Raw genomic sequence first — 24403 nt, forward strand, 5'->3', positions numbered from 1 at the left:
CCGTCAGTCTCCGATCTCTTTGGAGGAATTCTGCTTCTGGCGCAGCAGCGCCATCAGGCGCCGGTCGCGCCAGCGGGTGCGCTCGGCCAGCTTGTCCAGCGGCAGGCGGGCGCGGCGGTCGTCCAGCACTTTCTTCAGGACCTCGGGCGCTTCCCAGTCGACCCGGCGTTTTTGCGCCTCGTGCATATCGCGGTACATGTGCTGGAAGCGGGCGATGTAGTCGGCAATGCCGCCCGGCGCGTTCAGGTCGATGGTCTCGAACGGGCCCATGAACGACCAGCGCAGCGCCAGGCCGTGCTTGACCGCGGCGTCCACGTCCTCCGGGCCGGCGAAGCCGTCGGCGACCAGGCGGAAGCCTTCCTCCATAAGCGCGCCCTGCAGGCGGTTGACCACGAAGCCGTCGATCTCGCGGCCCATCACCACCGGCTTCTGGCCGATCGCGTTCATGACCTGTTCGGCGCGCTTCATGGTCTCCGGCGTGGTCCAGGGGGCCGGGACCAGCTCGACGCAAGGGATCAGGTGCGGCGGGTTCAGCGGGTGGGAGACCAGGCAGCGGCCGCCGCCGGCCAGGCCCTCGGTGAACAAAGACGGCACCATGGCCGAGGTGGAGCTGCCCAGGATGGTGGAGGGGGCCGCCAGCCGGTCGAGGTCCTTCCAGAGCTGGCGCTTGACGTCCAGCTTCTCAGGCGCGCTTTCCTGCATCCAGGCAGCGCCGTCCAGGGCGGCCGCCAGGTCGTCCGTGGTGGAGATCCGCGCCAGCACGGTGGCCGGGTCCTGGCCCAGCAGCAGGCCGGCCGCGTGCAGGTCGTCCGCGATGGTGCGGGCGAGATCCAGGCTCTTGGCGGCCGCCCCCTCGACCGGGTCCCACATCGCCACGTCCCAGCCGCCGCGGGCGAACGCCACCGCCCAACCCCGACCGACCAGCCCGCAGCCGACGATCGCTACCTTCTCGCCCATCACGTCCTCACAAGCTCTCGACATTGGCGCACACGCCGAGCGACTGCCCGGAAACGTTGCGGCCCAGGGATGAACAAAGGAACAGCACCATCCCGGCGACGTCGTCGCCGCTGACCATCCGGCGCAGCGAGGTGCGCTCCAGGTATTGCCGTTCCATCTCGGTGAAGGAGACGCCGGTTTCCTCGGCGCGGGCGCGGATCACCCCTTCCATGCGCGGGCCCTCGACGATGCCCGGCAGGATCGCGTTGACCCGGATCCCCGCCGGGCCCAGCTCCTTGGCCAGCGACTGGGTGAAGCCGATCACGCCCCATTTGGCCGCGGCGTAGGGGGTGCGGTAGGCATAGCCGAACCGGCCGGCGGCCGAGCTCATGTTGACGATGCAGCCGTCCAAGTTGCGCTTGAGCAGCGGCACCGCCTTGCGGGTGACCAGGAACATGGCGGTGATGTCGACGTCCAGGCAGCGCCGCCACTCGGCGGGCTCGATGGTCTCGATGGCGCCGGTGGGACCGGCGATCCCGGCATTGTTGACCAGCCCGTCCAGGCCGCCCAGCTGCGCCTGCACGTCCAAGAACAGCTGCTCGACCTGCTCGTCCACCGCCACGTCGCACAGGCTCACCGAGGCGTTGAGGTGCTCGTCGGCCAGGGCGGAAAGCGCCGCCTCGTCGACGTCGCAGACATGCACCCGGGCGCCGGCCTTGAGCAGCGCCAGGGTGATCGCCAGGCCGATCCCCGACGCACCGGCGGTGACCAGCACCCGGTAGCCGGCGGGCAGGCGCAGAGTTGGCTCGACCGTCACCCCATCCTCTCCAGTTCAGCCGTGCAGCGCCTTCAGGTCGGCGATGCCCCGGCTCATCGCCGCGCGCAGCACGGCGACGTCGACCCCGTAGCCCAGGCAGCGATAGCCGCGCTCGACCTGCGCCTTCATGAACGCCATGTCGACATCGGCGGAGGCGGCGGTCTTGCCGGTGTTCTTCGCCGCGTTCGCCAAGCCCTCGAACGCCCGGATCATCACCGGGTCGTCGAACCGCCCGGGCATCCCGAAATCGTCGGACATGTCGAAATGGCCCATCCAGCCGATGTCCATGCCGGGCGTGGCCAGGATCGCCTCGGCGTTCTCCAGGCCCTTCTTCGTCTCGATCAGGCCGATCAGGGCGACCCGATCGTTGGCGGCCTTCTGCGCCTCCACGGCGCCCACCGCGCGGTAGCCCTCCTGGGCGAAGCCGAACGCGCAGCCGCGCTTGCCCTCCGGGCGGTAGCGCGCCCATTCCACCAGCTCGCGCGCCTCCTCAGGCGTCTCCAGCATCGGCACCATGATCCCGTCGGCGCCGGCGTCGAGCAGGGTCGCGACATGGGCGTAGGTCTTGGCGGGCGGGCGCACCCAGACGGCGATGCCCAGGCCGCGCGCAAAGGCGACCTGCTGCTTGATCGTCTCGATGCCCACGCCGCTATGCTCGGTGTCGAGCAGCACGAACTCGCAGCCCGCCTGGCGCAGCAGGGCGGTCAGGCCCGGCGTGAAGAACTCGAACGCCATCGTGCCATAGGCCCGGCCGCCATCGTTCAGCCTGGCCCGAAGTGCGGTTGCCGCATCCATGCTTCTTCTCCCCGTTCTACCCGGCGCCGGCAACCTAGACGCGACCGCCCGCGCAAGCCAGGGGCGCGGACAACCGTTGCTGCCGGATCGTGCGGTTTCGTGCGGCAGGGTTCAGGGCGGGGGCGGGTCGTCCCGCAGGGTCCGGAACATCACCAGCGCGTCGACATAGCCTTCTGCGGGATGCAGGAAGGCCTTGGGCAGCCGGCCGACGATCCCGAACCCCAGCGACTGCCAGAGCCGGACGGCGCGCTCGTTGCTGCTCACCACGAAGTTGAACTGCATGGCGCGAAAGCCCTTCGCCAGGGCGTGCTCCAGCGAGTGCTGGTGCATCCGGCGCGCGACGCCCTTTCCGGCCGCTTCCGGCGCGGTCATGTAGCCGCAATTGCAGACATGGCGGCCGCCGCCCAGCTGGTTGGCGCGCAGGTAGTAGGTGCCCAGGATGACGCCGTCGGCCTCGGCGACGAAGCTGTCGCGGTCGGGGCCCAGCCAGTAGGCCAGGGCGTCCTCGCGGCTCATGTCGCGGTCGAGCGCATAGGTCTCGCCGGCGCGGATCACCGGGCCGATGATCGCCCAGATGGCGTCGGAATCGTCGGGGCGGGCGGGGCGGATCTGCATGGGGCGGCTGCTTAGTCCCGCGCAGGGCGCCGCGCAACCGCCACTGGCGGCCGTTCGCCCGAGCGGGGATGGGCCAGCCATTGCGCGAGCAGCACCAGGGCCACCCCGGCGGCGGCCGGCGCGGTCACCGGCTCGGCCAACGCCAGCCAGCCCACCAGCAGCGTGGTCGCCAGCTCCATGGTCCCGGCCAGGGAGGCGGCGCCGGCGCCGAGCATGGGGGCGGCCAGGGTGGTCATCACCTGCGGCAGCAGCGAGCACAGGCTCATCAGGCCGACCACCCCCACCCAGCCGATCGCGGCTGCCGGCACCAGGCCGGGCGTGCCCTGGCCCAGCAGCAGCGCCGGCACCAGCGCCAGCGCGGCGCCGGCGGCGGCCAGGCCGGCGCGCGCACCCACGGTGAGCGGTGTCAGCCAGCGGACCAGGCCGTGCAGCAGCAGCGCATAGGCAAAGGGTGCCGCCAGGCAGAGCAGGAGGGCGCCGAGCTGGCCAGGGGCAAGGCGGCCGGGTGCGAGGATCAGTGCGCAGGCCAGGAGCACGCAGCCGCAGGCGGCAGCGGCGCGCAGCCGGATCCGCTCGCCGAACAGCGCCCAGCCGAGCAGGAGCGTCATGGCCGGGTAGGTGAAGTAGACCAGGGCCGGCAGCGCCACCGGGAGCACCGCCAGGGCGCGGAAATAGGCGGCGACGCCCAGGCCCATCAGGGCGCCCAGGCCCAGGGCTGTCAGGGCCGCGCGGGGATGGCGGCGGCCGGCCAGGCAGAAGGGCAGCAGGACGATCGCCGGGCCGGCGAAGCGGTAGAGCGCCGCTGCGTCCGGGCCGATCCCGCCGGCATAGGCCAGGCGGGCGAACAGCGGGTTCAGGCCGAAGCCCACCGCCGCTGCCGCCATCAGCACCAGGCCGATCGTCGAGGAACGGATCGCCGCCACCCTGCCTCATCGCTGCGCCCAGCCCCACCGGGGCGGGCATGGGACCGGCCTCGAGGCGTAGCAAGCGCGCCTCTCCGCGAGAAGGGGCCGCCGGACAGCGGCGGGCTCACGAGCCGGCGCGGTGCCTGTGCAGGATGTCCAGCAGGGTCTGGCCGTCCAGCGCCGGCACGACCCGGCCCTTCGGCCGGAAGGTCGGGGTCGGGTCGGACAGGAGCATGGCGTCGAGCACCGCCTCCTCGGTGGCGTCCACCACCGCCTGGTAGACCGGGTCGAGCAGCGGGTCGGTCAGGCAGCGCAGCGACTGGACCGCCAAGGGCTGCGGCGGCGGCATCGGGGTGGGGCTGGCGGTGGACAGAGCCAGGAAGATGTCGCCCGAGGAGTTGCCGCCGAACGCCCCGGACCGGCCGATGCCCAGGCCCGCCCGGCGGGCGACCCGGTGGAGCTGGTGGGGCAGCAGCGGCGCGTCGGTGGCGATCACCACGATCACCGAGCCCTGTTCCCTGTCCTGCTCACCGGCCTGCCAGATGCGCGGCCCGCCCAGCAGGCGGCCGACCGGGACGCCGGCCAGCTGGAACTGGTCGAGCCGGCCATGGTTGGCCTGGACCAGCACGCCCAGCATGTAGGGGCCGCCGGCGATGTCCAGGACCCGCGAGGCCGAGCCGGTGCCGCCCTTCATCTCGTAGGCGATCATGCCGGTGCCGCCGCCGACCGAGCCCAGCGGAAACGGGCCGGCGACGGCGTTGTCCAGGGCGGCCCGGACATCGGCCTCGCCGACATGGCGGCCCATGATGTCGTTCAGAACGCCGTCATAGGTCTCGGCCACCACCGGCAGCAGCCAGAAATGCTCGGCCTGGACCTGGTCGGCGAAGCGGTCGGCCATCCAGCCGACCAAAGCATGGTGGGCGATGCCCACCGAGCCGGTGTTGGTGAGCAGGATCGGGCCCTGGCTCCAGCCGGCGTCCTGGATCCAGTGCGAGCCGGTCATCTCGCCGTTGCCGTTCAGGGTGGCGATGCCTGCCCACCAGGGGGTGAGCAGATGGTCGGCCGGGCGCGGCAGGATCGCGGTGACCCCGGTGCGCACGCCCCGCTCCGGGTCGACCAGGGTGGCGAGACCCACCGCCACCCCCGGCACGTCGGTGATCAGGCCGAGCGGCCCGGGCGTGCCGGCGAGCGGCAGGCCCAGGGCGCGGGCGCGTCGGGCTTCCGGCGCCTCGGGGTGGGTCGGGCTCAAGCTGGTTCCTTTCCGGTCGGGTCCCTGATCAGGCATTGCCGCACAGATGGACCCAGCCGGGCTCCAGCACGGCATGGCGGCCGTAGAGGCGGTTGCCGTAGAGCAGCGGCTCGCCCTCGCCGGCCACCGCCTCGGCCACCGCGCCGATGAAGATCGAATGGGTGCCGCCCTCGTGCGCCTCCAGGAGGGTGCAGGCGAAGCAGGCGGCCGCACCGACCAGGGCCGGGGCCGCCTGCGGCGCCTCGCGCCACTGGCCGGCCCGGAACTCGTAGGGGTTGCCGCGCAGCGGCTCGCCGGAGAAGGTGGCGGCGACCTCGACCTGGTCGGCCGCCAGCACGTTGACCGCGAACGTGCCGTTCGCCAGCAGGGCGCTGGCGGCCGGGCTGTCGCGGCGCACGCAGACCAGCAGCATGGGCGGGCTGGCCGAGACCATGGTCATGGCGCCCACCGTCACCCCGAACCGGCCGGCCTCGCCGTCGGTGGTCACCACCGACACGCTGGAGGCGACCCGGCGCATGGCGGTCTCGAACTGGTCGCGCAGGTCGCTCTCGGCGTCACCGTAGCGGTTCATCGCGGGATCCCGGGAGCGGGCGGATCGGTCTCGGTCATGGAGGCAATGCACCGGATCTGGCTGGACATGGGCAGGAAGGCGGCCGCGTTCGCGGTCGCGGGAGAGGGCGGCGACGAAGCGGCGCAGTCAGGATACTCGACCATTCGTTGACGATACGTGCATCCTCGGGCCTTTCAAGGCCGGTGCCGGCGGATCGGCAGGAACACGGGGAAGAGGTGGAAGCGATGGCGGTGGTTCAATATGCGCGCGGCGACAGCGACGAGCGTCCCTGGGGCCGCTGGGAGGTCCTGGACACCGGTTCGACCCATGCGGTCAAGCGCATCACGGTGAAGCCCGGCGCCAAATTGTCCCTGCAGCGCCACAAGCATCGCGCCGAGCACTGGGTGGTCGGCCAGGGCAAGGTCCGGGTCACCCGCGACGAGGACAGCCTTGTGCTGATCGCCGGCCAGGCGGTGTACCTGCCGCTGGGCTGCGTGCACCGGATGGAGAATGTCGGCGACGTCGACCTGGTGATCATCGAGGTCCAGATCGGCGAGAACCTGGACGAGAACGACATCGAGCGCCTGGAAGACGTGTACGGGCGGACCTGAGCAGGCCCGCCTGTTCCCGGCCCATCCGGGACAGGCGGCTCGCTTTCATGCAGTCGTTCCCCGGCGCAGGCTGCCGCCCGCGCAGCGGGAAACGCGCGGCACGGACGGGATTGTTTCCATCGCCTGCGTCCTGGGCCATGATGCCTGCCCTCCCGACGGAGGCACCGGGGATGACGCAGCCCGTCTATGTCGCCAACGATCCGGCTGCCTACGAGCAGCAGATGGGCCGGTGGAGCCGCCGGCTCGCCCCGCTCCTGATCAAGTTCGCCCGGATCGGAGAACCGGCCAGGGTTCTCGACCTTGGTTGCGGCACCGGCAGCCTGGCCTCTGCCCTGGCCGAAGCCGCGCCCGGGGCGATGGTCACCGGGGTCGACCTTTCCGAAGCCTACCTCGCCCATGCCCGGTCCCGCAGCGCGGATCCAAGGCTGCGCTTCGAGCAGGGCGACGCGACGGCGCTCACTTATCCGGACGGCTCGTTCGACGCGGTCCTGTCGCTGCTGGTCCTCAACTTCGTGCCGAAGGCGGAGCTCGCGGTGCGGGAGATGGCGCGGGTCGTCCGGCCGGGCGGCACGGTGGCGGCCGCGGTCTGGGACTTTCGCGGCGGCTTCACCTTCCTGCGCCTCCTGATGGACACCGCCGCCATCGTCGATCCCGACGGGGAGGCGTTCCGGGCCCGGCACTGCTCCTATCCGCTGACCGGCCCGGGCGAACTGGCAGCGGCCTGGCGGGCGGCGGGGCTGCGCGAGGTCGAGCAGGTCTCCCTGACCATCCGCACCGAGTTCGCCTCGTTCGCCGACTATTTCGAGCCCTGGCTGGCCGGCCAGGGCACGGTCGGCGCCTATGTCGCCAGCCGCACCGCGGAGCAGCGCGCCCGGCTCGCCCGGCACCTCGAGCTTGCCTATCGCGCCGGCGGCGAGGACGGCCCCCGCTCGTTCGCCGCCACCGCCTGGGCGGTGCGCGGCGTCCGGTAGAGGGGTAGCAAACTCAATTGAGCGAGAAATCTGCAAACGAGGTTCAGGCGGGCCAGCCGATCATAGTGGCTTGGCGACGCATGTGTGACTCGCCTAGTCAAGTCGCCGGTGAAGTCGACTTGGAGGAGATCGGGTATGTCCTGTGAAGAAGGCAGACTAGCCCTGATTGCCGGTTAAGCAGTCTGCCTGCGGTTCGGCTATGTGCTCCTGACATAAGCAACGTAATCTATCATTATTGCGATTAAAACCAAAAATGTAGAGATAATGATATCAAATGGCAGTGAGAGAGATGTGAGCGCAGTTGGAAGATCCGTGCTGTTTGGGAGGATAAGTCTGTTCATTTTGTGGAAAGCGATGAAGTTGCATTTTCGATGTATTGGAGGACCTAGGAATGGCAGGAGATCGAGGTGATGATCCGCGATAGACCACCCAGCTTGTTGGCGATCCCGGAATACAGACGCCTGCCCCCGATGCCAATTAGCGTAGGAATGGACGCGTTGCCTGAGCTTGTTCGGACCAGTCTCGGATCGTTAGGTGGCATTCAACCGGTTACGGGTGAGATGGTCGAGGCGGCGAAAGGCCTATTGTTCGACAAGCCATCGCAGGGTGAAATCGAGCTTTTTCGTAGGCGGGGCACGCAGTTTCAGCTTGTTTCTGTCGTAATGAATTTAGCTGCCTTCATTGACCAAAGTGGCGTTCCTCATGGCATCCCATACGCGCTTTCGCTGATACCGGCATCAAAGGGGGGTGCGGTTTCAACAACAGATATTGAGTGGGTGGCTCGTGTAGACGTCGACAAAATACGTCGTGAGACTGAACCTTGCTATGGGAGCTATGATCCGTTCTCCGGTGACTGGAGAATGTATGGACCCCTGCGAATAATAAGCACTGAATTCATGTCCGGATTTGTTGATGAACTCGGACTAGTGGTTGAGCAGTATTTGCTCGCGACGGAATATTCACCGGAAGATGTTTTATCGATACCAATGAATTTTGAAAATACTCGATGCGACGAAAAATACCAGCGACATCGGACGAAGTTGTTATTCAGGCCTTTCAACCAAGTGAAATCTAGGCGGATATGGGGCGCAGAATCCCCAATCGAGTTGTTTCTTTTTCAAGAGCTAATTCGTCGAAATTTTGTTCCAATGTTACAGATGATTATTTGTGATAATGGCTCGTTATATCCCTCCATGTATCATCTTTGGCGTGATGTCGAGTTTCGGTACGCTCCTGGGATAATCACAGACGCCGATTTGTATTTTCTCGACCAGCGGGTCGCAGTGTTTTGCGACTCGACGAAATATCATCGGACTCGGAAAGCTCAAGCCAAGGATCAAACAATTAGCAGTCGCCTTCAGGAAATCGGAGTGAAAGCAGTTCGTGTCCCAGGATCTCAAATTGTGAATGATTTATCCGCCGCTGCTGATATTGTCTGTAGAACGTTGGTGTGAGATGCTTGCCCGTTAAGGGGGGAGGCTCGTTCTAGAGTGGGTCTAATTGCCCGGCCAGCCGTCCTGCACGACCCGGGTCTTGGCCACGCCCATGGCGCGGGCCAGGGCCTTGAGGCGCTGGTCGACCACGTCGCCGAACGGCATGGAGCCGTCCTCGGGCAGGCCCAGGACCAGGCGGCCGCGGTCCTGGGCGACATAGGCGCGGTTGAGGATCGCGGCGACGGCGCCGGAAAGGCGGAAGCCGAGCGTGAGGGCGCGGCCCAGCCGCTCGGCCCAGGCGCGCTCGCGGGTGCCGAGCAGGGTCAGGAGCGGGGTGAGCTCCGGGTCCTCGGCGGTGCCGTCGTAGCGGGTGAACAGGGTGAAGGCCAATCGGGCGCGCTCGGCATGGTCCAGCGCCAGCAGCGGCATCTGGCTGAGCTCCAGGAGGATCATGCGCGGCCGGGCGTCGGGGTGGTCGCGCCAGGCGATGTCGGCCAGGTGGCAGGCGGCATGGCGCAGCCGGCGCTCGGCCGGGTCCTCGTGCTGGAACAGCCGGTCGGTCCAGCGGATCAGCGCCTGGCCCATCTCCGGGTCGCGGTTCCAGGTGCGGCCGATCTCCTCGGCCTCGACCAGCAGCGGGTCCCGGTCGATCTCCCGCTCGGGCAGGTGGCGGATCAGGCGGCCCTCGCGGACGCCGAACGCGGAGAACACCACCCGCCTGGGCCTGGCGGCGCGCACCACCCGGTCGAACAGGACCAGGGCCGAGGCGAAGGTGTCGGTGCGCCGCCTGGGCACCCCCGGCAGCTCGGCCAGGGCGGCCTGGTCGTAGCGGCCGAGCTGCTTGGCGAACGCCAGGGCCTCGGCGCGCGGCATCGCGAAGCCGTGCAGGACCCGCAGCGGCGCGTTCAGCATGGCCAGCCGCACCCGGGCGATCGCCCGCCAGCCGCCGCCCACGATGAACAGGTCCTGGCCGGCGGTCTCCTCCAGGAAGGCGGCGATGCCGTGCAGGGTGTTGTCGACATGGCGGCGAGCAGCGCCGACATCGCCGCCGAAGCGGTCGCCCAGGCGCAGCGTGCCGAGCGGCAGGCTGATGCTGGCGCCCGGCCGGCCCTGATCGAGCCTGGCGAACTCCAGGCTGCCGCCGCCGAGATCGCCGACCAGGCCGTGCGGGCGGTGGAAGCCGGCGCGCACGCCCAGGGCCGTGTAGCGGGCTTCCTCCTCGCCGGAGAGGATGGTGATCGGCACGCCGACCACCGCCTCGGCCCGCTGGATGAACTCCGCACCGTTGGAGGCCGAGCGCGACGCCTCGGTGGCGCAGACATCCAGGGTGCTGACGTTCATTGCCCGGGCCAGCTGGGCGAAGCGGGCGAGCGTGCGGATGGCGCTCTCGACGCCGATCTCGTTCAGCCGGCCGGTGCGCTCGATGCCCTTGCCGAGCGCGCACATCACCTTCTCGTTGAAGCGCACCAGCGGCGAGCGGGACACCCGGTCGTAGACCACCAGGCGGACCGAGTTGGAGCCGACATCGACCACGGCGACCGGCTGGGCTGCAGGTGAGCGCGGCGCCGGATCGACGTCCGGCGCCGCGTGCAGCAGGGGAGCGAAGGCGTTCATAGTTCGGTGCGGGCGATCGACACTCGGGTGGTGCCCTTCTTGCGCATGGCGCTGCCCCGGCCGGACAGGCTGGGGTTGGTCATGAAGTACTGGTGGGCGGAGAACGGCTCGCCCTCGGCCTGGATCCGCGTGTAGGTGCCGTCCGGCTCCAACAGCCAGCTGCCGGCGGTGTCCTTCAGGTTGGCGACCATCACCTGGGACATGATCTGCTGGTGCACGGTCTCGTTCTCGATCGGCACCAGGGTCTCGACCCGGCGGTCGAGGTTGCGGCCCATCCAGTCGGCCGAGCTGATGAACACCTTGGCCTGCTTGGACGGCAGGCCGTGGCCGTTGCCGAAGCAGACCACCCGGGCATGCTCCAAAAAGCGGCCGACCAGGCTCTTGACCCGGATGTTCTCGGACAGGCCCGGCACCCCTGGTCGCAGGCAGCAGATGCCGCGCACCACCAGGTCGATCTGCACCCCGGCCTTCGACGCGCGGTACAGGCCGGCGATGATGCCCTTGTCGACCACCGAGTTCATCTTCGCCCAGATCGCGGCCTTGCGGCCGGCCTTGGCATGGCCGATCTCGGCCTCGATGTTCTCCATCAGCTTGGTGCGCAGCGAGTGCGGCGCCACGCCGATCTTCTCCAGCCCGGTGGGCTCGACATAGCCGGTCATGAAATGGAAGGCGCGGGCGGCGTCGCGGCCCAGCGCCGGGTCGCAGGTGAAGAAGGAGAAGTCGGTGTAGATCTTGGCGGTGACCGGGTGATAGTTGCCGGTGCCGAAATGGACATAGGTGCTGAAGGCACCGCCTTCCCGGCGGACCACCATCGAGACCTTGGCGTGGACCTTCAGGTTGATGAAGCCGAACACCACCTGGACGCCGGCGCGCTCCAGGGTGCGGGCCAGGCGGATGTTGCGGTCCTCGTCGAACCGGGCCTTCAGCTCCACCAGCGCCGTCACCGACTTGCCGCTCTCGGCCGCCTCGATCAGCGCCTTGACGATCGGGCTGTCCTCGCTGGTGCGGTACAGGGTCTGCTTGATCGCGATCACGTTCGGGTCGAGGGCCGCCTGGGCCAGGAACTGCAGGACGACCTCGAAGCTCTCGTAGGGGTGGTGGACGATCAGGTCCTTGGCGCGGATCGCGGCAAAGCAGTCGCCGCCGAAGTCGCGGATCCGCTCGGGAAAGCGCGGGGTGTAGGGCGGGAACAGGAGGTCGTTGCGGCCGCAGCTCACGATCTGCTTGGCGGCGTCCAGGCCCAAAAGCCCGTCCAGCTCCAGGAGTTCCGAGGAGGAGACGTGCAGGTGGTCCAGCAGGAAGCGCTTGAGCTCGTCCGGCATGGAGGTGTCCATGGTCAGCCGGATCACCGAGCCGCGCCGCCGGCGCTTGAGCGCAGTCTCCCACTGGCGGACCAGGTCCTCCGCTTCCTCCTCCAGCTCGATGTCGCTGTCGCGGATCACCCGGAAATGGCCGAACGCCTGGACCTCGAAGCCTGGGAACAGCTTGTCGAAATAGCGGACCACCAGCTGTTCCAGCCGGACGAAGCGCTGGCCGCCGCCGGGCAGGCGCACGAACCGGTCCAGGTGGTTGGGCAGGACCAGCAGGCTGATCAGGTTCTCGCCGCGCCGCCGCGAGAGCTGCAGGACGATGCCCAGGCCCAGATTGGGCACGAACGGGAAGGGATGCGCCGGGTCGATGGCGATCGGGGTGAGCACGCTGGACAGTTCGGGGAACAGCCGCTCGGCGAACCAGGCGAGGTCGGCCTCGTTCAGCTCGTCGACGTCGCACACGGTGACCTGGACGTCGCGCAGCTTCTTGACCAGCTCGCTCCAGGCGCGCTGCTGGTCGACCATCAGGTCGGAGACGCGGGCGTGGATCGCCTCCAGCTGCTCCTCAGGCGTGCTGCCGTCGTCGGCCGGCGAGCGCACGCCCGCCGCCACCAGCCCCTTCAGGCCGGCGACGCGCACCATGTAGAACTCGTCGAGGTTGGACGCGGAAATCGAAAGGAAGCGCAGCCGTTCCAGGAGCGGGTGGTCCGGGTTCAGGGCCTCGGCCAGGACGCGCTCGTTGAACGCCAGCCACGACAGTTCCCGGTTGAACAGATCCTGGGGACCGACCCGGAAAGGACTGGCGTTCTCGTCGGTGGCCAAAGGCGGGATCTCGCTGGTGACCGCCGCTACATTCTCGTCCATACCGACATCTCCGGACAACGGGCTCTACCCGTGGCTAACCATGGTTGTTCCCGCCGAGCCTCGCTTCCACGCAAGTCGGCCTACACGCGGCCGTTCGGCTCGGCAAGGATGGGTCTTGATCGCCAATGGTGACGATACTGCTACTAAGGCACGCGAAATCCCGGTGGGACGAGGGGAATCTGCCCGACCACGAGCGCGGCTTGGCGCCCAGGGGCGAGCGGGCGGCGCCGCGGGTCGGCCATTGGGCCGCCATGAATGGCTGGCTGCCGGACCGGGTGCTGTGCTCCACCGCGGCCCGCACGGTGGCGACCGCCCGGCTGTTCCTGGCCGCGGCCGGGATCGACCCGCCGGTGGAACTGCGCAAGGAGATCTACGAGGCGCGGCCCTCTGTCCTGCTGGCGCTGATCCAGGCGCAGCCGGAGGGCGGGCGGCTCATGCTGGTCGGGCACAATCCGGGCTTCCATGAGCTGGCGCTGCAGCTGGCCGGCAAGGGCGCCGATCCCCGGCTGGACGAGAAGTTCCCGACCGGTGCCCTGGCCGCGATCGAGTTCGACGCGCCGAGCTTCGCCGAGGTCCGGCCGGGCGAGGGGCGGCTGGCCGCCTTCGCCTTGCCGCGCGAGCTGGAGTAGAGCCGGCCTCATCTGTCCTGGAAGCGGCTTTCTGCCGGTTACGGTCTCAGTCCGGAGCACTCCGTGATCCGGCGGGCAACGCCGGGGTTAACAGCAAGGGTTCATCGGATCGGCTCGACGATGCACTGCAAGTCGGCTTTGGCTGCCGGCAGAGCTCCGTTGGCACTGCCACTTCTTGAAGAAACAGCGCCAGTGGACCTGCACGACCAATCAGTCATCGGTGACTTCACCGCTCACGGAATCGATCTTTACCTTGTTTTCATTTCCATCTTTAGTGTTGTATTCAATTTCATAAGCACCGTCCTCGAACTCGATCTCTTCGATGAAGGCAAAGTCGTCGCGGTTCTCCACGCTGGGCAGGAGCTCTGAGAGTGCCTTCGAGCCCTGCGGGGGAGGATCGACGGCAAGAGCCGGAGCCGTGAGGCCCACAACTGCCACGGTTATCAAGAACATGCGCATTCTTGCCTCCTGATGGTCTCCTGCCGGGTTAATCCGTCTCGTCGTCGGTATTTCCGCCAGCGAGGAACGCCGGAGCGCGGGACCGTACAGGACGCGTTACTCCCGTCCGGACATTCTACCTGTCATGATATCCTGGTGGCAGTCGGCGAACGCGTCTCTGCTGCCCCACACTTTCCCCGGACGGCCTGTTTCGGGGCCGGAAGGGAACCTGTGGGCATTCGGTCATTATACCTTCGGTAACCAAGATCCCAAGGAGCAGCGTCATGGCTGGCGAGGCCGACAAGGTGAAGGGCGGGGCAAAGGAAGCCGCGGGCAAGGTGACCGGCAACGATCGCATGGAAGCCGAAGGCAAGACCGAAAAGGCCAAAGGCGAAGCGAAGAATGCCGCTCACGACGTCAAGCAGGGTGCGAAGGGCGCGGCCGACAGCCTGAAGAAGGACTAACCCGCAGGCATCATGGGGTGGCCGCAATGTCGGCCGCCCCAGTGCTTCCCTGCACCGTCGAGTAGCCGTTCAGGCTAGAAGGTGATCCGGACCGTGCCGCTGGCGAATTCCAGGAACTCGACGTCGGTCAGCGTGTCGGTGCCAAGCCCGCCGGTGGCGAGCTTGTCGGTGACCTGCCAAGTGTCGAAGCGGATCTCCTTCCACTCGTAGCGGCTAGCCGGGCCGTTATAGACGGCGGTGTCGTCGCCGGCCCCGCCCAGGATCCGGTCGTCGCCCCGGCCGCCCAGGAAGCGGTCGAGCCCGTCGCCGCCATCCAGGAGGTCGGCGCCGAAGCCGCCGGTCAGGATGTCGTCGCCGGCAAGGCCGCGCAGGGAATCGTCGCCAGTCCCGCCCACCAGCACGTCGTCGCCCACCCCGCCGTTCAGCACGTCGGCGCCGGAGCCGCCATCGATCAGGTCGTTGCCGGCCTGGCCCTCGATCAGGTCGTCGCCGATGCCGCCGACCAGCTGGCGGTCGTCGCCGGCGCCGCCCAGGATCGTGTCGTTCCCGGCCCCGCCGAACACGATGTCGATGCCGCCCCCGCCTTCCAGCCGGTCGTCGCCGTTGCCGCCGCGGACGATGTCGTCGCCGTCGCCGCCGGCGGCCGCGTCGATGCCGTCGCCGCCATCCAGCCTGTCGCCGCCAGGGCCGCCGGACAGGAAGTCGTTGCCGGCCCCGCCGACCAGCAGGTCGTCGCCGGCGCCGCCTTCCAGCTCGTCGTCGCCGTCCCGGCCGAACACGATGTCGTTGCCGCCGAGCGCGGAAAAGAAGTCGTTCTGGTCGGTGCGGGCGACCACGTCGGCGCCGGCCGTCCCGGTCTCGTCGGGACCGGGCTGGCGGATGAACGCGCCCTGCGCCTCGTTCCAGACCGCGAGGCCGCCATTGCCGAACTCCAGCCGCTCGATCTTCTGGTCGGCGGGAAAGAGCTGCTGGTCGAGCAGGACGGTGGAGCCGTCCGGGGCGGTGATCACCAGGTCGTTGGCGTCCCGGTCGGCGATCGCGAAGGCGAGCTCGCCGAAGCGCAGGCCGGAAAAGCGCAGGGCGTCGGTGCCGGCCAGGTCCTGCACCGTGTCGTCGCCGAACTTGCCGTCGAACACATAGACGTCGTTGCCGTTCAGGCCCTGCAGCAGGTCGTTGCCGCCGCCGCCGTTCAGGACGTCGTCGAAATCGCTGCCGAACAGGCTGTCGCGCTCGTCGGTGCCGGCGAACAGGAGCGGTGCGGTCAGGTCGATCGACTGGCCGTCGGCGAACTCGATCCGCTCGACCCGCACGCCCAGGTTGACGAAATGGTCGCGGACGGTGATGCGGTCGCCGACCGTGCCGTAATGGATCACCAGGTCGTCGGCCGTGGCGGAGCGCCGCTCGAACCGGACGGTGTCGATGCCGACCGACTGGTCGAACTGGATCCGGTCGTTGCCGGACGGGTCGCTGATCGTGTCGTTGCCGTCGGTCTGCTTGAACAGATAGACGTCGTTGCCCGCCCCGGCGTTAAGGACGTCGGTGCCGCGCCTTCCGTTGATCCGGTCGTCGAACTGGTCGGTGCCCAGCAGCTGGTCGTTGGCGTCGCCGCCGGTGAACGTCAGCGCCTGGGTGAGGTCGACGCTGCTGCCGTCGGCGAACACCACCTTCTCGATCTGGAAGGCCGGGTCGCGGTAGAAGCCGATGATCTGGATGAAGTCCTGGCTCTGCCCGTAGGAGATCGCCAGGTCGTTGGGGAAGGCGGCGCCGCGGATGAAATGCACCGTGTCCTTGTCGACGGTGGCGTCGAACCGGAGGGTGTCGCTGCCCTGGCTGTCCTGGATGGTGTCGCGGCCATCCAGCAGGCTGAAGAAATAGGTGTCGTTGCCGGCGCCGCCGAGCATGAAGTCGCTGCCGGATTCGCCGATCAGCTCGTCATCGTCGGCGGTGCCGCGCAGAGTGTCCCGGCCGGTGGTTCCTGTGATCCGCATGGCTATCTCCCAGCGATTTCCAATATTTTTGTTAGTTGAATCTAGCGGTTTTCATGATTTGAGCGTCATTGCCGAATAAATTCAGAAGATCACTTCGCAAGACATCGAAATAGTTACGAACGTACGGCAGTATCTCTATATTTGCCATACCCGATGCCATTTGTCGATCCACTTTCCGATTCGGCGGCGGTGGAAAGGCGACCAAGAAGTCCAGGCATGAAAAAGGGCCGCCCTTATGGACGGCCCGGATGGAACAGTCGCCCGGATCGGGCGCTGGCAGCGGTCGCTGCCGAACCGGGTGCGGCTCGGCAGGACCGGGAGAAAGGCCGCCTCAGAAGGAGAGGCGGATCGTCCCGTTGGCGAACTCCAGGAACTCGATGTTGGTCAGCGTGTCGGTGCCAAGCCCGCCGGTGCCGACCTTGTCGGTGATCTTCCAGGTGTCGAAGCTGGTCTCGGTCCAGCTGTAGCGGCTGGACGGGCCGTTATAGACGGCGGTGTCGTTGCCGGAGCCGCCCTGGATCGTGTCGTTGCCCTGGCCGCCAATGAAGCGGTCCTGGCCGAGCCCCCCGTCCAGGATGTCGGCGCCGAACCCGCCGGTCAGGATGTCGTTGCCGTCCAGGCCGCGGATATTGTCGTTGCCGGCACCGCCGACCAGGATGTCGTCGCCGGCCCCGCCGTTCAGCACGTCGGCGCCGGAGCCGCCATCGATCGAATCGTCGCCGCCATTGCCGTCGATGATGTCGTTGCCGATCCCGCCGATCAGCCGGCTGTCGTTGCCGTCGCCGCCCTGGATGGTGTCGTCGCCGGCCCCGCCATAAATGATGTCGTTGCCGCCTTCGCCGAACAGCTGGTCGCCGTCGTTGCCGCCGCGGACGATGTCGTCGCCGTCGCCGCCCTGGATGGCATCGACGCCGTTGCCGCCGTCCAGATTGTCCTTGCCGAGGCCGCCGCTCAGGAAGTCCGCGCCCGCCCCGCCGACGATGTAGTCGTCGCCGGCACCGCCATCGAGCTCGTCGTCGCCGTTCTTGCCGAAGATGACGTCGTTGCCGCCCAGGCCGATATAGTAGTCGTCCAGGTCGGTGCGCAGCGCCAGATCGGGGCCCTCGGTGCCGGTCTCTTCGGGGGTGGGTTGCCGGACGAAGGTCTGCTTGGCCTCGTCCCAGACGGCGCGGCTGGTACCGGCCTGGATCTCCTCGATCTTCTGCTCGCCGGGATAGAGCTGCTGGTCGAGGGTGACAGTGCGGCCGTCGAGCGTGGTGATGACGAGGTCGTTGGCGTCCCTGGAACTGATCGAGAAGGCCAATTCGCCGAACCGAAGATCGGTGAAGCGGAGCGCGTCGTTGCCTGCCTCGTCGACCACAAAATCGTCACCGAAATCTACGCCGAAGATGTAGGTGTCGTCGCCTCGCAGGCCATACAGCGTGTCGTTGCCGCCGCCTCCCTCCAGGGCATCCTCGAAGTTGCTTCCATAGATGCGCTCCCCTTCATTAGTTCCCTCGAACAGGAGAGGCGCGGTCAGGTCGATTGATTCACCATCGGCGAACTGGACTCGCTCGACGCGCGCTTCCAAATTAGAAAAATGATTAGAGATTGTGATTGAGTCTTGAACGTTTCCGTACCAAATAATCAAATCATCGCTACTATCTGAGGCGCGCGCAAGCCGCACTGTGTCGTTCTTAACTGATTCGTCAAAGACAATCTGGTCATTTCCGGATATTTCGGTGATTCTGTCTCTGCCGTCGGCGAGCTTGAAGCGGTATATGTCGTTGCCTTCCAGGCCGACCAGATCGTCATTACCAGTCGATCCGATTAGGACGTCATTTGCGCTGGTACCTTTTAGATCATTGTTGTCGGAATTTCCTGTGAAGGTCAGTTCTCCGGTCAAATCAACGAATGTACCATCTGCAAACTCGACCGTCTCAATCATGTATTCAGTATTTGAGTAAAAAAACGAAATATCTATGTATTCATCATTTTGACCATAATGTAAATAAAGCGAGTCTCCATAATAACTACGAGATATTCGGAATGTATCCGGATCTAATGACTGGTCAAATCTGATCGTGTCATTCCCCTGGATGTCATAAATTGTATCCCCTCCGCTGAGGGAGCCAAACAGATACAAATCATTGCCTTCGCGGCCATAGAGGCGATCGTTGCCGCCTTTTCCATTGAGAATGTCGTCGTCTGCCGTTCCATTCAGCTGCTCACTTAAGCCAGTACCTTCGACGAGCATTTATCTTCCCCCTTGCTTGCACCGGGATCTCATCATGCCGTGCAGGACGAGCGGAGGGCTCTCGGTTCCGGATGGACCGGAAGGGTAAATATTCTTAATTATCGATCAAAGCATTACAAATAAATGAACACGGCATCTTTACGAAACACGGAAAGGGGAAGTTGTCCAGACTGGCGACAGTCTGCCTTGCCGGATGTTTTTGTGGACAAGATGATGAAGAAGACCCGGGCGCAGGGGCGCGCCCGGGAGGGCTTGGTCCTGCCTGGCCGGTCAGGTGGCCGGGTTCTTCTTCAAGAGGTCGCGGATCTCGGTGAGCAGGGCGACGTCGGCCGGGACTTCGGGGGCCTTGGGGGCTTCCTCGACTTTGCGCTCGGTCATGCGCTTGAGGTTGTTCATCTGCTTGATCACGATGAACAGGGCGAAGGCCACGATCACGAACTTGATCACCGCGTTGATGAAGTTGCCATAGGCCATCACCGCGGCGCCGGCGTCGCGGGCCGCGGCGAGGCTGGGGTAGGACTGGTCCCAGTTGGTGAGCTGGATGTACTTGTCCGAGAAGTCGATGCCGCCCATCAGCACCCCGATCGGCGGCATCAGGATGTCGTCGACCAGCGAGGTCACGATCGTGGTGAACGCAGCACCGATGATGATGCCGACCGCCAGATCGACGACATTGCCCTTGAGCGCGAATTCCTTGAATTCCTGCAGCATCGACATCGGTGCGTCCCCCAGGATCTCGGCCGTGACGGCCTTGGACTTTCAGAGGCGCAGGATGATGATCGTGCCGGCCAGGGTCAACGCAGGCTGAAGGGTTCTACCTGCATTTTTCCGAAGAATTCCTCGCCCGGCTGCAGGACGCGGATGCCGGTGTCGCTGCGCTCCGGCATGTTCACCGCGTTGCCGGCATGGCTGATCGGCTCGACGCAGAAATAATCCTCGCCCGGCGGGATGTAGACGATCAGGTGGTTCAGCACCTCGTCGCCGGCGATGCGCACGCCGCGGCCCTCGTCCGGCCAGCGCACCGTGGCGGGGCCCTTCAGCCCGGCGAAGATATGGTCGAGCACCATGTCGTCGACCGGGCGTTCCTGGCGAAAATCCGCCCAGTCCGGCACCGGCACAAGCTCGGTCGAGATCTTCATCTGGTCGGTCAGCCAGACCGCGTCGACATCCGCCTGGATGGTCGTGCCGGGGCGGCGGTCGACATAGGGATGGTGGCCCAGGCCGAACGGCATCGCCCAGTTGCCGGTGTTGCGCACGCCGATCTCGGCGGTGAGCCGGCCGTCCTCCAGGACGAAGCGCTGCCAGGCCCGGTAGCGGAACACCGCCCAGCGATGCTCGTGGTGGAACACCAGCTCGGCCTGGTCCCCGGTCTGCCGGGCGACCGTCCAGGGCGCCATCCAGCCGTCGCCGTGGATGGCGTGCGGCTCCGGCGCGAAGTTGATCGGGAGATGGTAGTCGCGGCCCTCGAAGGAGAATCGGCCCTGGTTGACCCGTCCCGCGAACGGCACCAGCGGGAAGGACGCCTGCTGGACAGGATCACGCAGGTCGCCGGTGCCGGCGCGCAGCACGTCGAAGCCGTCGTCGCGCAGGCTGCGGATCGAGCCTCCGCCGGCCACGTCGACCACCAGTTCCAAGGCGCCCTGGCGCAAGGTGAGGAGAGGAGCTTCGATCATGGCCAGCCCTGCTGAGGAAGCAAAAACGCCGCCGGCATCCCGGCGGCGTTCTCGCGATACTACGATCGTGCCGTGAAATCGATCGGGCTGCTCACTGCGCGATGCAGCTGTCGATCGTCTCCGGCGTGCAGACGTCCAGGCCCGTGTAGGTCGGGTCCTTCGGCGGCTCGCCGCCCTCGGCCATCTGCAGGAGCGCGTTCATGGTCTCGTAGCCCATCTGGAACGGCCGCTGGCCGACCTGACCGGCGGAGAGCCCCTGGCGCATCAGGTCCATCTGCACCGGCAGGGTGTCGGCCACCACCAGGGCCAGGTCGCCGCTCTCGATGCGTGCTTTATGCTTCTCCGCGACGTTGGCGTAGGCCTTGGGGATGAACTGCGGGAAGCCGCCGGTCGGCGTGAACGCATCCAGGTCCGGATACTTCGCCAGGATGTCCTCCATCTGCTGGACCGCCTTGGGGAAGTCGTCGTCGGTGTAGAGCGGGCAGCCGTCCACCTCGGTCCAGCCGTTGGTGTCGTTCAGGCGCTCGCCGGGCGCGCTGTCGGACTTGGTGCCGGACAGGGTGTCGCGGATGCCCTGCATGCGCTCGTTGTGGTTGGCGGCGGCAGCACCGCCCGACTGGATGCAGATCGTCCCGCCGTCCGGCTTAATCTCCTGGACGATCTTCGCGATGTTGGTGCCGATGTCGTAGTTGTAGGTGCCGATATAGGCGGTGCGCAGCGCCAGGTCCTTCTCGAGCAGGTCGGAATCCCAGGTCAGCACGGGGATGCCGGCATCCTTGGCGGCCTGCAGGGTCCGGCCCATCGCCGCGGCGTTGGACGGCGACACCGCGATGCCGTCGACCTTGCGGGCGATCAGGTCGTTGACGACCTGGACCTGCTCCTCGCCGCCGCCATGCTCGCCCGGCCCGATATACATGCACTCGAACTTGCCGTTGCTCTCCGCCTCGGCCTTCTTGCAGCCGTCGCGGGCCTGGTCGAAGAACGGGTTGTTCATGTTCTTCGGCACCAGGGCGAACACGTAGGTATCCTCCTGGGCCTGCGCGCCGACGCTGGAGAACCCGGCCACCACGGCCGCGGCGATGCCTGCCAGTACGATCTTCTTCACGGTCTCGACCTCCCTTGATCAGGCTTGGTCCGGGGCCGCCGGCCCCGGCGCGGACCTGCCCCTCAGTCCGACTTCCTCCCGCGGATCCGCTCGAGCAGAACCGCCAGAACGATGAAGACACCCACGAAGGTGCCCTGCCAGTTGCTGTCCACGCCGGCCATCAGCAGCGCGTTGCGGATCACCTCGATCAGCGCCGCGCCCACGAACGCGCCATAGGCGCTGCCCTCGCCGCCCATCAGGTTGGCGCCGCCGATCACGGTCGACGCGATCACGCGCAACTCGTAGCCGGTGCCCAGCGCGTTGATGGCCGAGCCCTGCCAGCCCACGATCATCACCGAGGCGATCGCGGCGGTCAGGCCGGACACGATGTAGGCTTGCATCTTGATCCGGTCGACCGGAACGCCGGTCAGCCGCGCGGCGTTCTCGTTGCCGCCGATCGCGTAGAGATAGCGGCCCCAGGAACTGAGCGCGAACACGATCCCGAACACGATGGTCAGGAGGATCAGCATCCAGACCGGGTTGGCGATGCCGAGGATCTCGCCGCCGCCGATCCAGTAGAACTGCTCGGCATAGGGGCCGAACTCGTAGATCATCTTGTTCTCGGACAGGACCACCGCCAGCGAGCGGCCGATCGAGAGCATGCCGAGCGTCACCACGAAGGGCGGCAGGCGGACATAGGAGATCAGCGCGCCGTTGACGGCACCGATCGCCGCCCCGGTGGCGAGCCCGGCCACGATCGCCAGCAGCCAGTGCTGCTCGGCCTGCAGGATCAGCCCGCACACCACCCCGACCACGCCCATGATCGACCCTACCGACAGGTCGATCCCGCCGGTCAGGATCACCGCGGTCATGCCCAGCGCCATGATGCCGATGAAGGCGAAGTTGCGGGTGATGTTGAACAGGTTGTCCGCGGTCAGGAAGGTCGGCTCGATCCAGTTCATCACGAAGCAGATCACCACCAGCACGATGGTGACCCAGAAGGGCTGGCTGGCGACGATCTTCTGCAGGAGGGTGCGCTCGCGCAGGGCGGTCACCTCGTCGATCCGCGCGAAGTCCTGGGCGGCGACGGGCTGCTGGGTGCTGTCGGTCATAGTTGGCCTCGCCTCAGGCTACACGGATCGCGCCGGTGATGAGGCCGGTGACCTCCTCAGGCGAACTGTCGGCGATCTTCTTGTCGGCGACCTTGGTGCCGCGGCGCATCACGACCACGCGGGAGCACACGGTGAACACGTCGGGCATGCGGTGGCTGATCAGCACCACCGCCATGCCCTTGTCGCGCAGGCGCAGGATCAGATCGAGCACCTCCTTGACCTGGCGCACCGAGATCGCTGCGGTCGGCTCGTCCATCAGCACGACCTTGGCGTCCTTCAGCCGGGTCCGGGCGATCGCCACCGCCTGGCGCTGGCCGCCGGACATCTGCTTGACCAGGTCGCGCGGCCGGGTTTCCGACTTCAGCTCGTTGAAGATCTCGCCGGCGCGCTGGTACATGGTCGCGTAGTCGAGGAACTTGAACGGGCCGAACGATTTCTTCGGCTCGCGGCCGAGAAAGACGTTCTCGGCGGCGGTCATGTTGTTGCACAGCGCCAGGTCCTGGTAGACCACCTCGATGCCGCGGTCGCGGGCGTCCGCCGGCCGGTGGAAATGCTGGACCTTGCCCTCCAGCCGGATCTCGCCGGTGCTGGGCCGGAAGTTGCCGGCAATGCATTTGACCAGGGTCGACTTGCCGGCGCCGTTGTCGCCCATCAGGCCCACGACCTCGCCCGGGTCGAGGTTGAAGTCGACACCCCGAAGAGCTTCGATCGCCCCGAAATGCTTGCTGATGTCGCGCAGCTCAAGCAGCGCCATGCCGTCCTTGCCTCCCTGCGCGGCCCGGTCGGGCGGGCCGTTCTTACCACCAGACCATACACGGGGACCTTGGGTCGTAAAGTCAGATTAATCCGATCTGTTGCGCTGTTACGTTTCACCGGTCCCGGCGGTGGCCTGGGCGCGGGCGAACCGGCCGATCCGCGCCGCCGCCTGGATCAGCTGGCCCTCCGGCACGGTCAGGCTGACCCGGACATGGCCTGCCGCCGGGCCGCCGAACGCGTCGCCGGAAAGCACCGAGACGCCCTGCTCGGCCAGGAGCATGGCGGCGAACCGGTCGGCGGAAAGGCCGGTCGGGCGCACGTCGACCATGGCGAACATGCCGCCTGCCGGCCGGCGCACCACCAGTCCAGGCACGCCGTCCAGCGCGTCGCAGAACAGGTCGCGGCGGCGGCGATAGGCCTGCCGGTGCTCGTCGAGCTCGGGATGCTCCCCGGCCAGCGCCACGGCGGCGGCGTCCTGGACGAAGTCCGGCAGGCCGTAGAGCATCGCCAGCGCCAGGTCGTGGACCATCGCCACCACCCGCTTCGGCCCGGCCACCCAGCCGACCCGCCAGCCGGTCATCGCGTGCGACTTGGACAGGGAGCTGACCACCACCGCATGCTCCTCCATGCCGGGAATGCCGGCCGGGCTGACATGGCGGCCCTCGAACACCAGCTCGGCATAGACCTCGTCGGAAATCAGCCAGAGCCCGTGGCGCAGCGCCAGGTCGCACAAGCCCTCGATCTCGCCCCGCGTGAACACGGCGCCGGTCGGGTTGTTCGGGGTGTTGATCAGGATCGCCCGGGTGCGGGGCCCGATCGCGGCCTCGATCGCCGCCAGGTCCGGGCGGAAGCCGGTCTCCGCCAGCAGCGGCACGCCCACCATCACGGCTGCGGCCGCGGCGATGGTGGCGGGGTAGGTCACGTAGGAAGGGGCCGGCACCAGCACCTCGTCGCCCGGGTCGAGCAGGCACTGGCAGGCCGCAAACAGGGCGCATTGCGCGCCGGCCAGCACCACCACCTGGTCCAGCCCGATGCGGGCCCCGGTGGTGCGCTCGTGCGCGGCCACGATCGCCTTCCGCAGCGCCGGCTTGCCGGCCACGTCGGCGTAATGGGTGCGGCCGGCGTCCAGCGCGTCCTTGGCGGCCTGGCGGATCCGCACCGGCGTGTCGAAGTCCGGGTCGCCCACCGAGAGGATGATCACGTCCTCGCCGGCGCGGGCGCGGGCCACCGCGTCGTAATGGATCTGCCAGGCATCGGTGGCGGGGCCGCGCAGGCCGGCGGTCCAGTTGGCGAGTTTGGGTCCGTTCAAGCTGTACAACTCCCCTGGCGGCCTGGATGGCAGTGGGCGAGGAT

23 protein-coding genes are annotated in these 24403 nt (G+C 67.2%); 5 read left to right on the forward strand and 18 right to left on the reverse strand.

All coding sequences use genetic code 11. The features are described from left to right. Window positions 1-3 precede the first annotated feature (3 nt). From GEMRO_RS0110090 to GEMRO_RS0110120, 7 genes are all read right to left on the reverse strand, one after another. A complete protein-coding gene (locus GEMRO_RS0110090; protein WP_027133884.1) occupies window positions 4-957 on the reverse strand; it encodes a 3-hydroxyacyl-CoA dehydrogenase in 954 nt (317 codons plus the stop codon). A gap of 7 nt (window positions 958-964) precedes the next feature. Next, window positions 965-1753: an SDR family oxidoreductase gene (locus tag GEMRO_RS0110095; protein ID WP_027133885.1), complete on the reverse strand. Its 789-nt coding sequence runs from the start codon at window positions 1751-1753 to the stop codon at window positions 965-967. A gap of 15 nt (window positions 1754-1768) precedes the next feature. After that, complete coding sequence (locus GEMRO_RS0110100; RefSeq protein ID WP_027133886.1) at window positions 1769-2548, reverse strand: HpcH/HpaI aldolase family protein; 780 nt, start codon at window positions 2546-2548, stop codon at window positions 1769-1771. Window positions 2549-2659: 111 nt separating this feature from the next. Then, window positions 2660-3163 (reverse strand): GNAT family N-acetyltransferase, encoded by a 504-nt coding sequence (locus tag GEMRO_RS0110105; protein ID WP_027133887.1) that lies wholly within the window; start codon window positions 3161-3163, stop codon window positions 2660-2662. An 11-nt stretch (window positions 3164-3174) separates the two neighbouring features. Next, window positions 3175-4086 (reverse strand): DMT family transporter, encoded by a 912-nt coding sequence (locus GEMRO_RS28870; RefSeq protein ID WP_051328913.1) that lies wholly within the window; start codon window positions 4084-4086, stop codon window positions 3175-3177. A 106-nt stretch (window positions 4087-4192) separates the two neighbouring features. Further along, window positions 4193-5317, reverse strand: a complete 1125-nt coding sequence (locus tag GEMRO_RS28875; protein WP_051328914.1) for a DmpA family aminopeptidase — start codon at window positions 5315-5317, stop codon at window positions 4193-4195. Window positions 5318-5345: 28 nt separating this feature from the next. Then, window positions 5346-5888 (reverse strand): flavin reductase family protein, encoded by a 543-nt coding sequence (locus tag GEMRO_RS0110120; protein ID WP_051328915.1) that lies wholly within the window; start codon window positions 5886-5888, stop codon window positions 5346-5348. Window positions 5889-6112: 224 nt separating this feature from the next. On the opposite strand from GEMRO_RS0110120, the gene GEMRO_RS28880 reads away from it, so the two are divergent. The 3 genes from GEMRO_RS28880 (at window position 6113) to GEMRO_RS34190 (ending at window position 8903) form a co-directional block, all read left to right on the forward strand. After that, entirely contained in the window at window positions 6113-6478 is a 366-nt protein-coding gene (locus tag GEMRO_RS28880; protein WP_051328916.1) for a phosphomannose isomerase type II C-terminal cupin domain, read from the forward strand. 170 nt (window positions 6479-6648) lie between these two features. Continuing rightward, window positions 6649-7449: a class I SAM-dependent methyltransferase gene (locus GEMRO_RS0110135; protein ID WP_027133890.1), complete on the forward strand. Its 801-nt coding sequence runs from the start codon at window positions 6649-6651 to the stop codon at window positions 7447-7449. Window positions 7450-7856: 407 nt separating this feature from the next. After that, on the forward strand, window positions 7857-8903 hold the full coding sequence (locus tag GEMRO_RS34190) for a hypothetical protein (RefSeq protein ID WP_157505534.1): 1047 nt from the start codon (window positions 7857-7859) through the stop codon (window positions 8901-8903). Between the two features lie 42 nt (window positions 8904-8945). Here the strand turns inward: GEMRO_RS34190 and GEMRO_RS28885 are convergent, their stop codons facing one another. Next, window positions 8946-10496: a Ppx/GppA family phosphatase gene (locus GEMRO_RS28885; protein WP_035485090.1), complete on the reverse strand. Its 1551-nt coding sequence runs from the start codon at window positions 10494-10496 to the stop codon at window positions 8946-8948. Beyond that, window positions 10493-12670 (reverse strand): RNA degradosome polyphosphate kinase, encoded by a 2178-nt coding sequence (locus GEMRO_RS28890; RefSeq protein WP_035485093.1) that lies wholly within the window; start codon window positions 12668-12670, stop codon window positions 10493-10495. The genes GEMRO_RS28885 and GEMRO_RS28890 overlap by 4 nt, the downstream gene beginning before the upstream one ends. 125 nt (window positions 12671-12795) lie before the next feature. Between GEMRO_RS28890 and GEMRO_RS0110150 the strand changes: the two genes are divergently transcribed. Further along, window positions 12796-13299: a SixA phosphatase family protein gene (locus GEMRO_RS0110150; RefSeq protein ID WP_027133891.1), complete on the forward strand. Its 504-nt coding sequence runs from the start codon at window positions 12796-12798 to the stop codon at window positions 13297-13299. Window positions 13300-13509: 210 nt separating this feature from the next. Here the strand turns inward: GEMRO_RS0110150 and GEMRO_RS0110155 are convergent, their stop codons facing one another. Beyond that, a complete protein-coding gene (locus GEMRO_RS0110155) occupies window positions 13510-13758 on the reverse strand; it encodes a PepSY domain-containing protein (RefSeq protein ID WP_027133892.1) in 249 nt (82 codons plus the stop codon). 263 nt (window positions 13759-14021) lie between these two features. On the opposite strand from GEMRO_RS0110155, the gene GEMRO_RS0110160 reads away from it, so the two are divergent. After that, window positions 14022-14201: a CsbD family protein gene (locus tag GEMRO_RS0110160; protein WP_027133893.1), complete on the forward strand. Its 180-nt coding sequence runs from the start codon at window positions 14022-14024 to the stop codon at window positions 14199-14201. Window positions 14202-14275: 74 nt separating this feature from the next. Here GEMRO_RS0110160 and GEMRO_RS0110165 read toward each other — a convergent pair whose 3' ends face one another. The 8 genes from GEMRO_RS0110165 to GEMRO_RS0110200 form a co-directional block, all read right to left on the reverse strand. Beyond that, window positions 14276-16189, reverse strand: coding sequence for a calcium-binding protein (locus tag GEMRO_RS0110165; protein ID WP_027133894.1), 1914 nt, complete (start codon window positions 16187-16189; stop codon window positions 14276-14278). Window positions 16190-16520: 331 nt separating this feature from the next. Further along, entirely contained in the window at window positions 16521-18425 is a 1905-nt protein-coding gene (locus tag GEMRO_RS32580; protein WP_084506792.1) for a calcium-binding protein, read from the reverse strand. Window positions 18426-18695: 270 nt separating this feature from the next. Continuing rightward, window positions 18696-19136, reverse strand: coding sequence for a large conductance mechanosensitive channel protein MscL (gene mscL, locus GEMRO_RS0110175; protein WP_027133895.1), 441 nt, complete (start codon window positions 19134-19136; stop codon window positions 18696-18698). A gap of 83 nt (window positions 19137-19219) precedes the next feature. Continuing rightward, window positions 19220-20098, reverse strand: coding sequence for an aldose 1-epimerase (locus GEMRO_RS28900; RefSeq protein WP_084506793.1), 879 nt, complete (start codon window positions 20096-20098; stop codon window positions 19220-19222). A 91-nt stretch (window positions 20099-20189) separates the two neighbouring features. Beyond that, complete coding sequence (locus GEMRO_RS0110185; RefSeq protein ID WP_027133896.1) at window positions 20190-21203, reverse strand: sugar-binding protein; 1014 nt, start codon at window positions 21201-21203, stop codon at window positions 20190-20192. A gap of 62 nt (window positions 21204-21265) precedes the next feature. After that, window positions 21266-22294, reverse strand: a complete 1029-nt coding sequence (locus GEMRO_RS0110190) for an ABC transporter permease (RefSeq protein ID WP_051328919.1) — start codon at window positions 22292-22294, stop codon at window positions 21266-21268. Between the two features lie 13 nt (window positions 22295-22307). After that, window positions 22308-23048: an ATP-binding cassette domain-containing protein gene (locus GEMRO_RS28905; protein ID WP_035485096.1), complete on the reverse strand. Its 741-nt coding sequence runs from the start codon at window positions 23046-23048 to the stop codon at window positions 22308-22310. 108 nt (window positions 23049-23156) lie between these two features. Beyond that, window positions 23157-24359, reverse strand: a complete 1203-nt coding sequence (locus GEMRO_RS0110200) for a pyridoxal phosphate-dependent aminotransferase (RefSeq protein WP_051329582.1) — start codon at window positions 24357-24359, stop codon at window positions 23157-23159. Between the last annotated feature and the right edge of the window lie 44 nt (window positions 24360-24403).

The organism is Geminicoccus roseus DSM 18922, from assembly GCF_000427665.1.
Taxonomy (GTDB): domain Bacteria; phylum Pseudomonadota; class Alphaproteobacteria; order Geminicoccales; family Geminicoccaceae; genus Geminicoccus; species Geminicoccus roseus.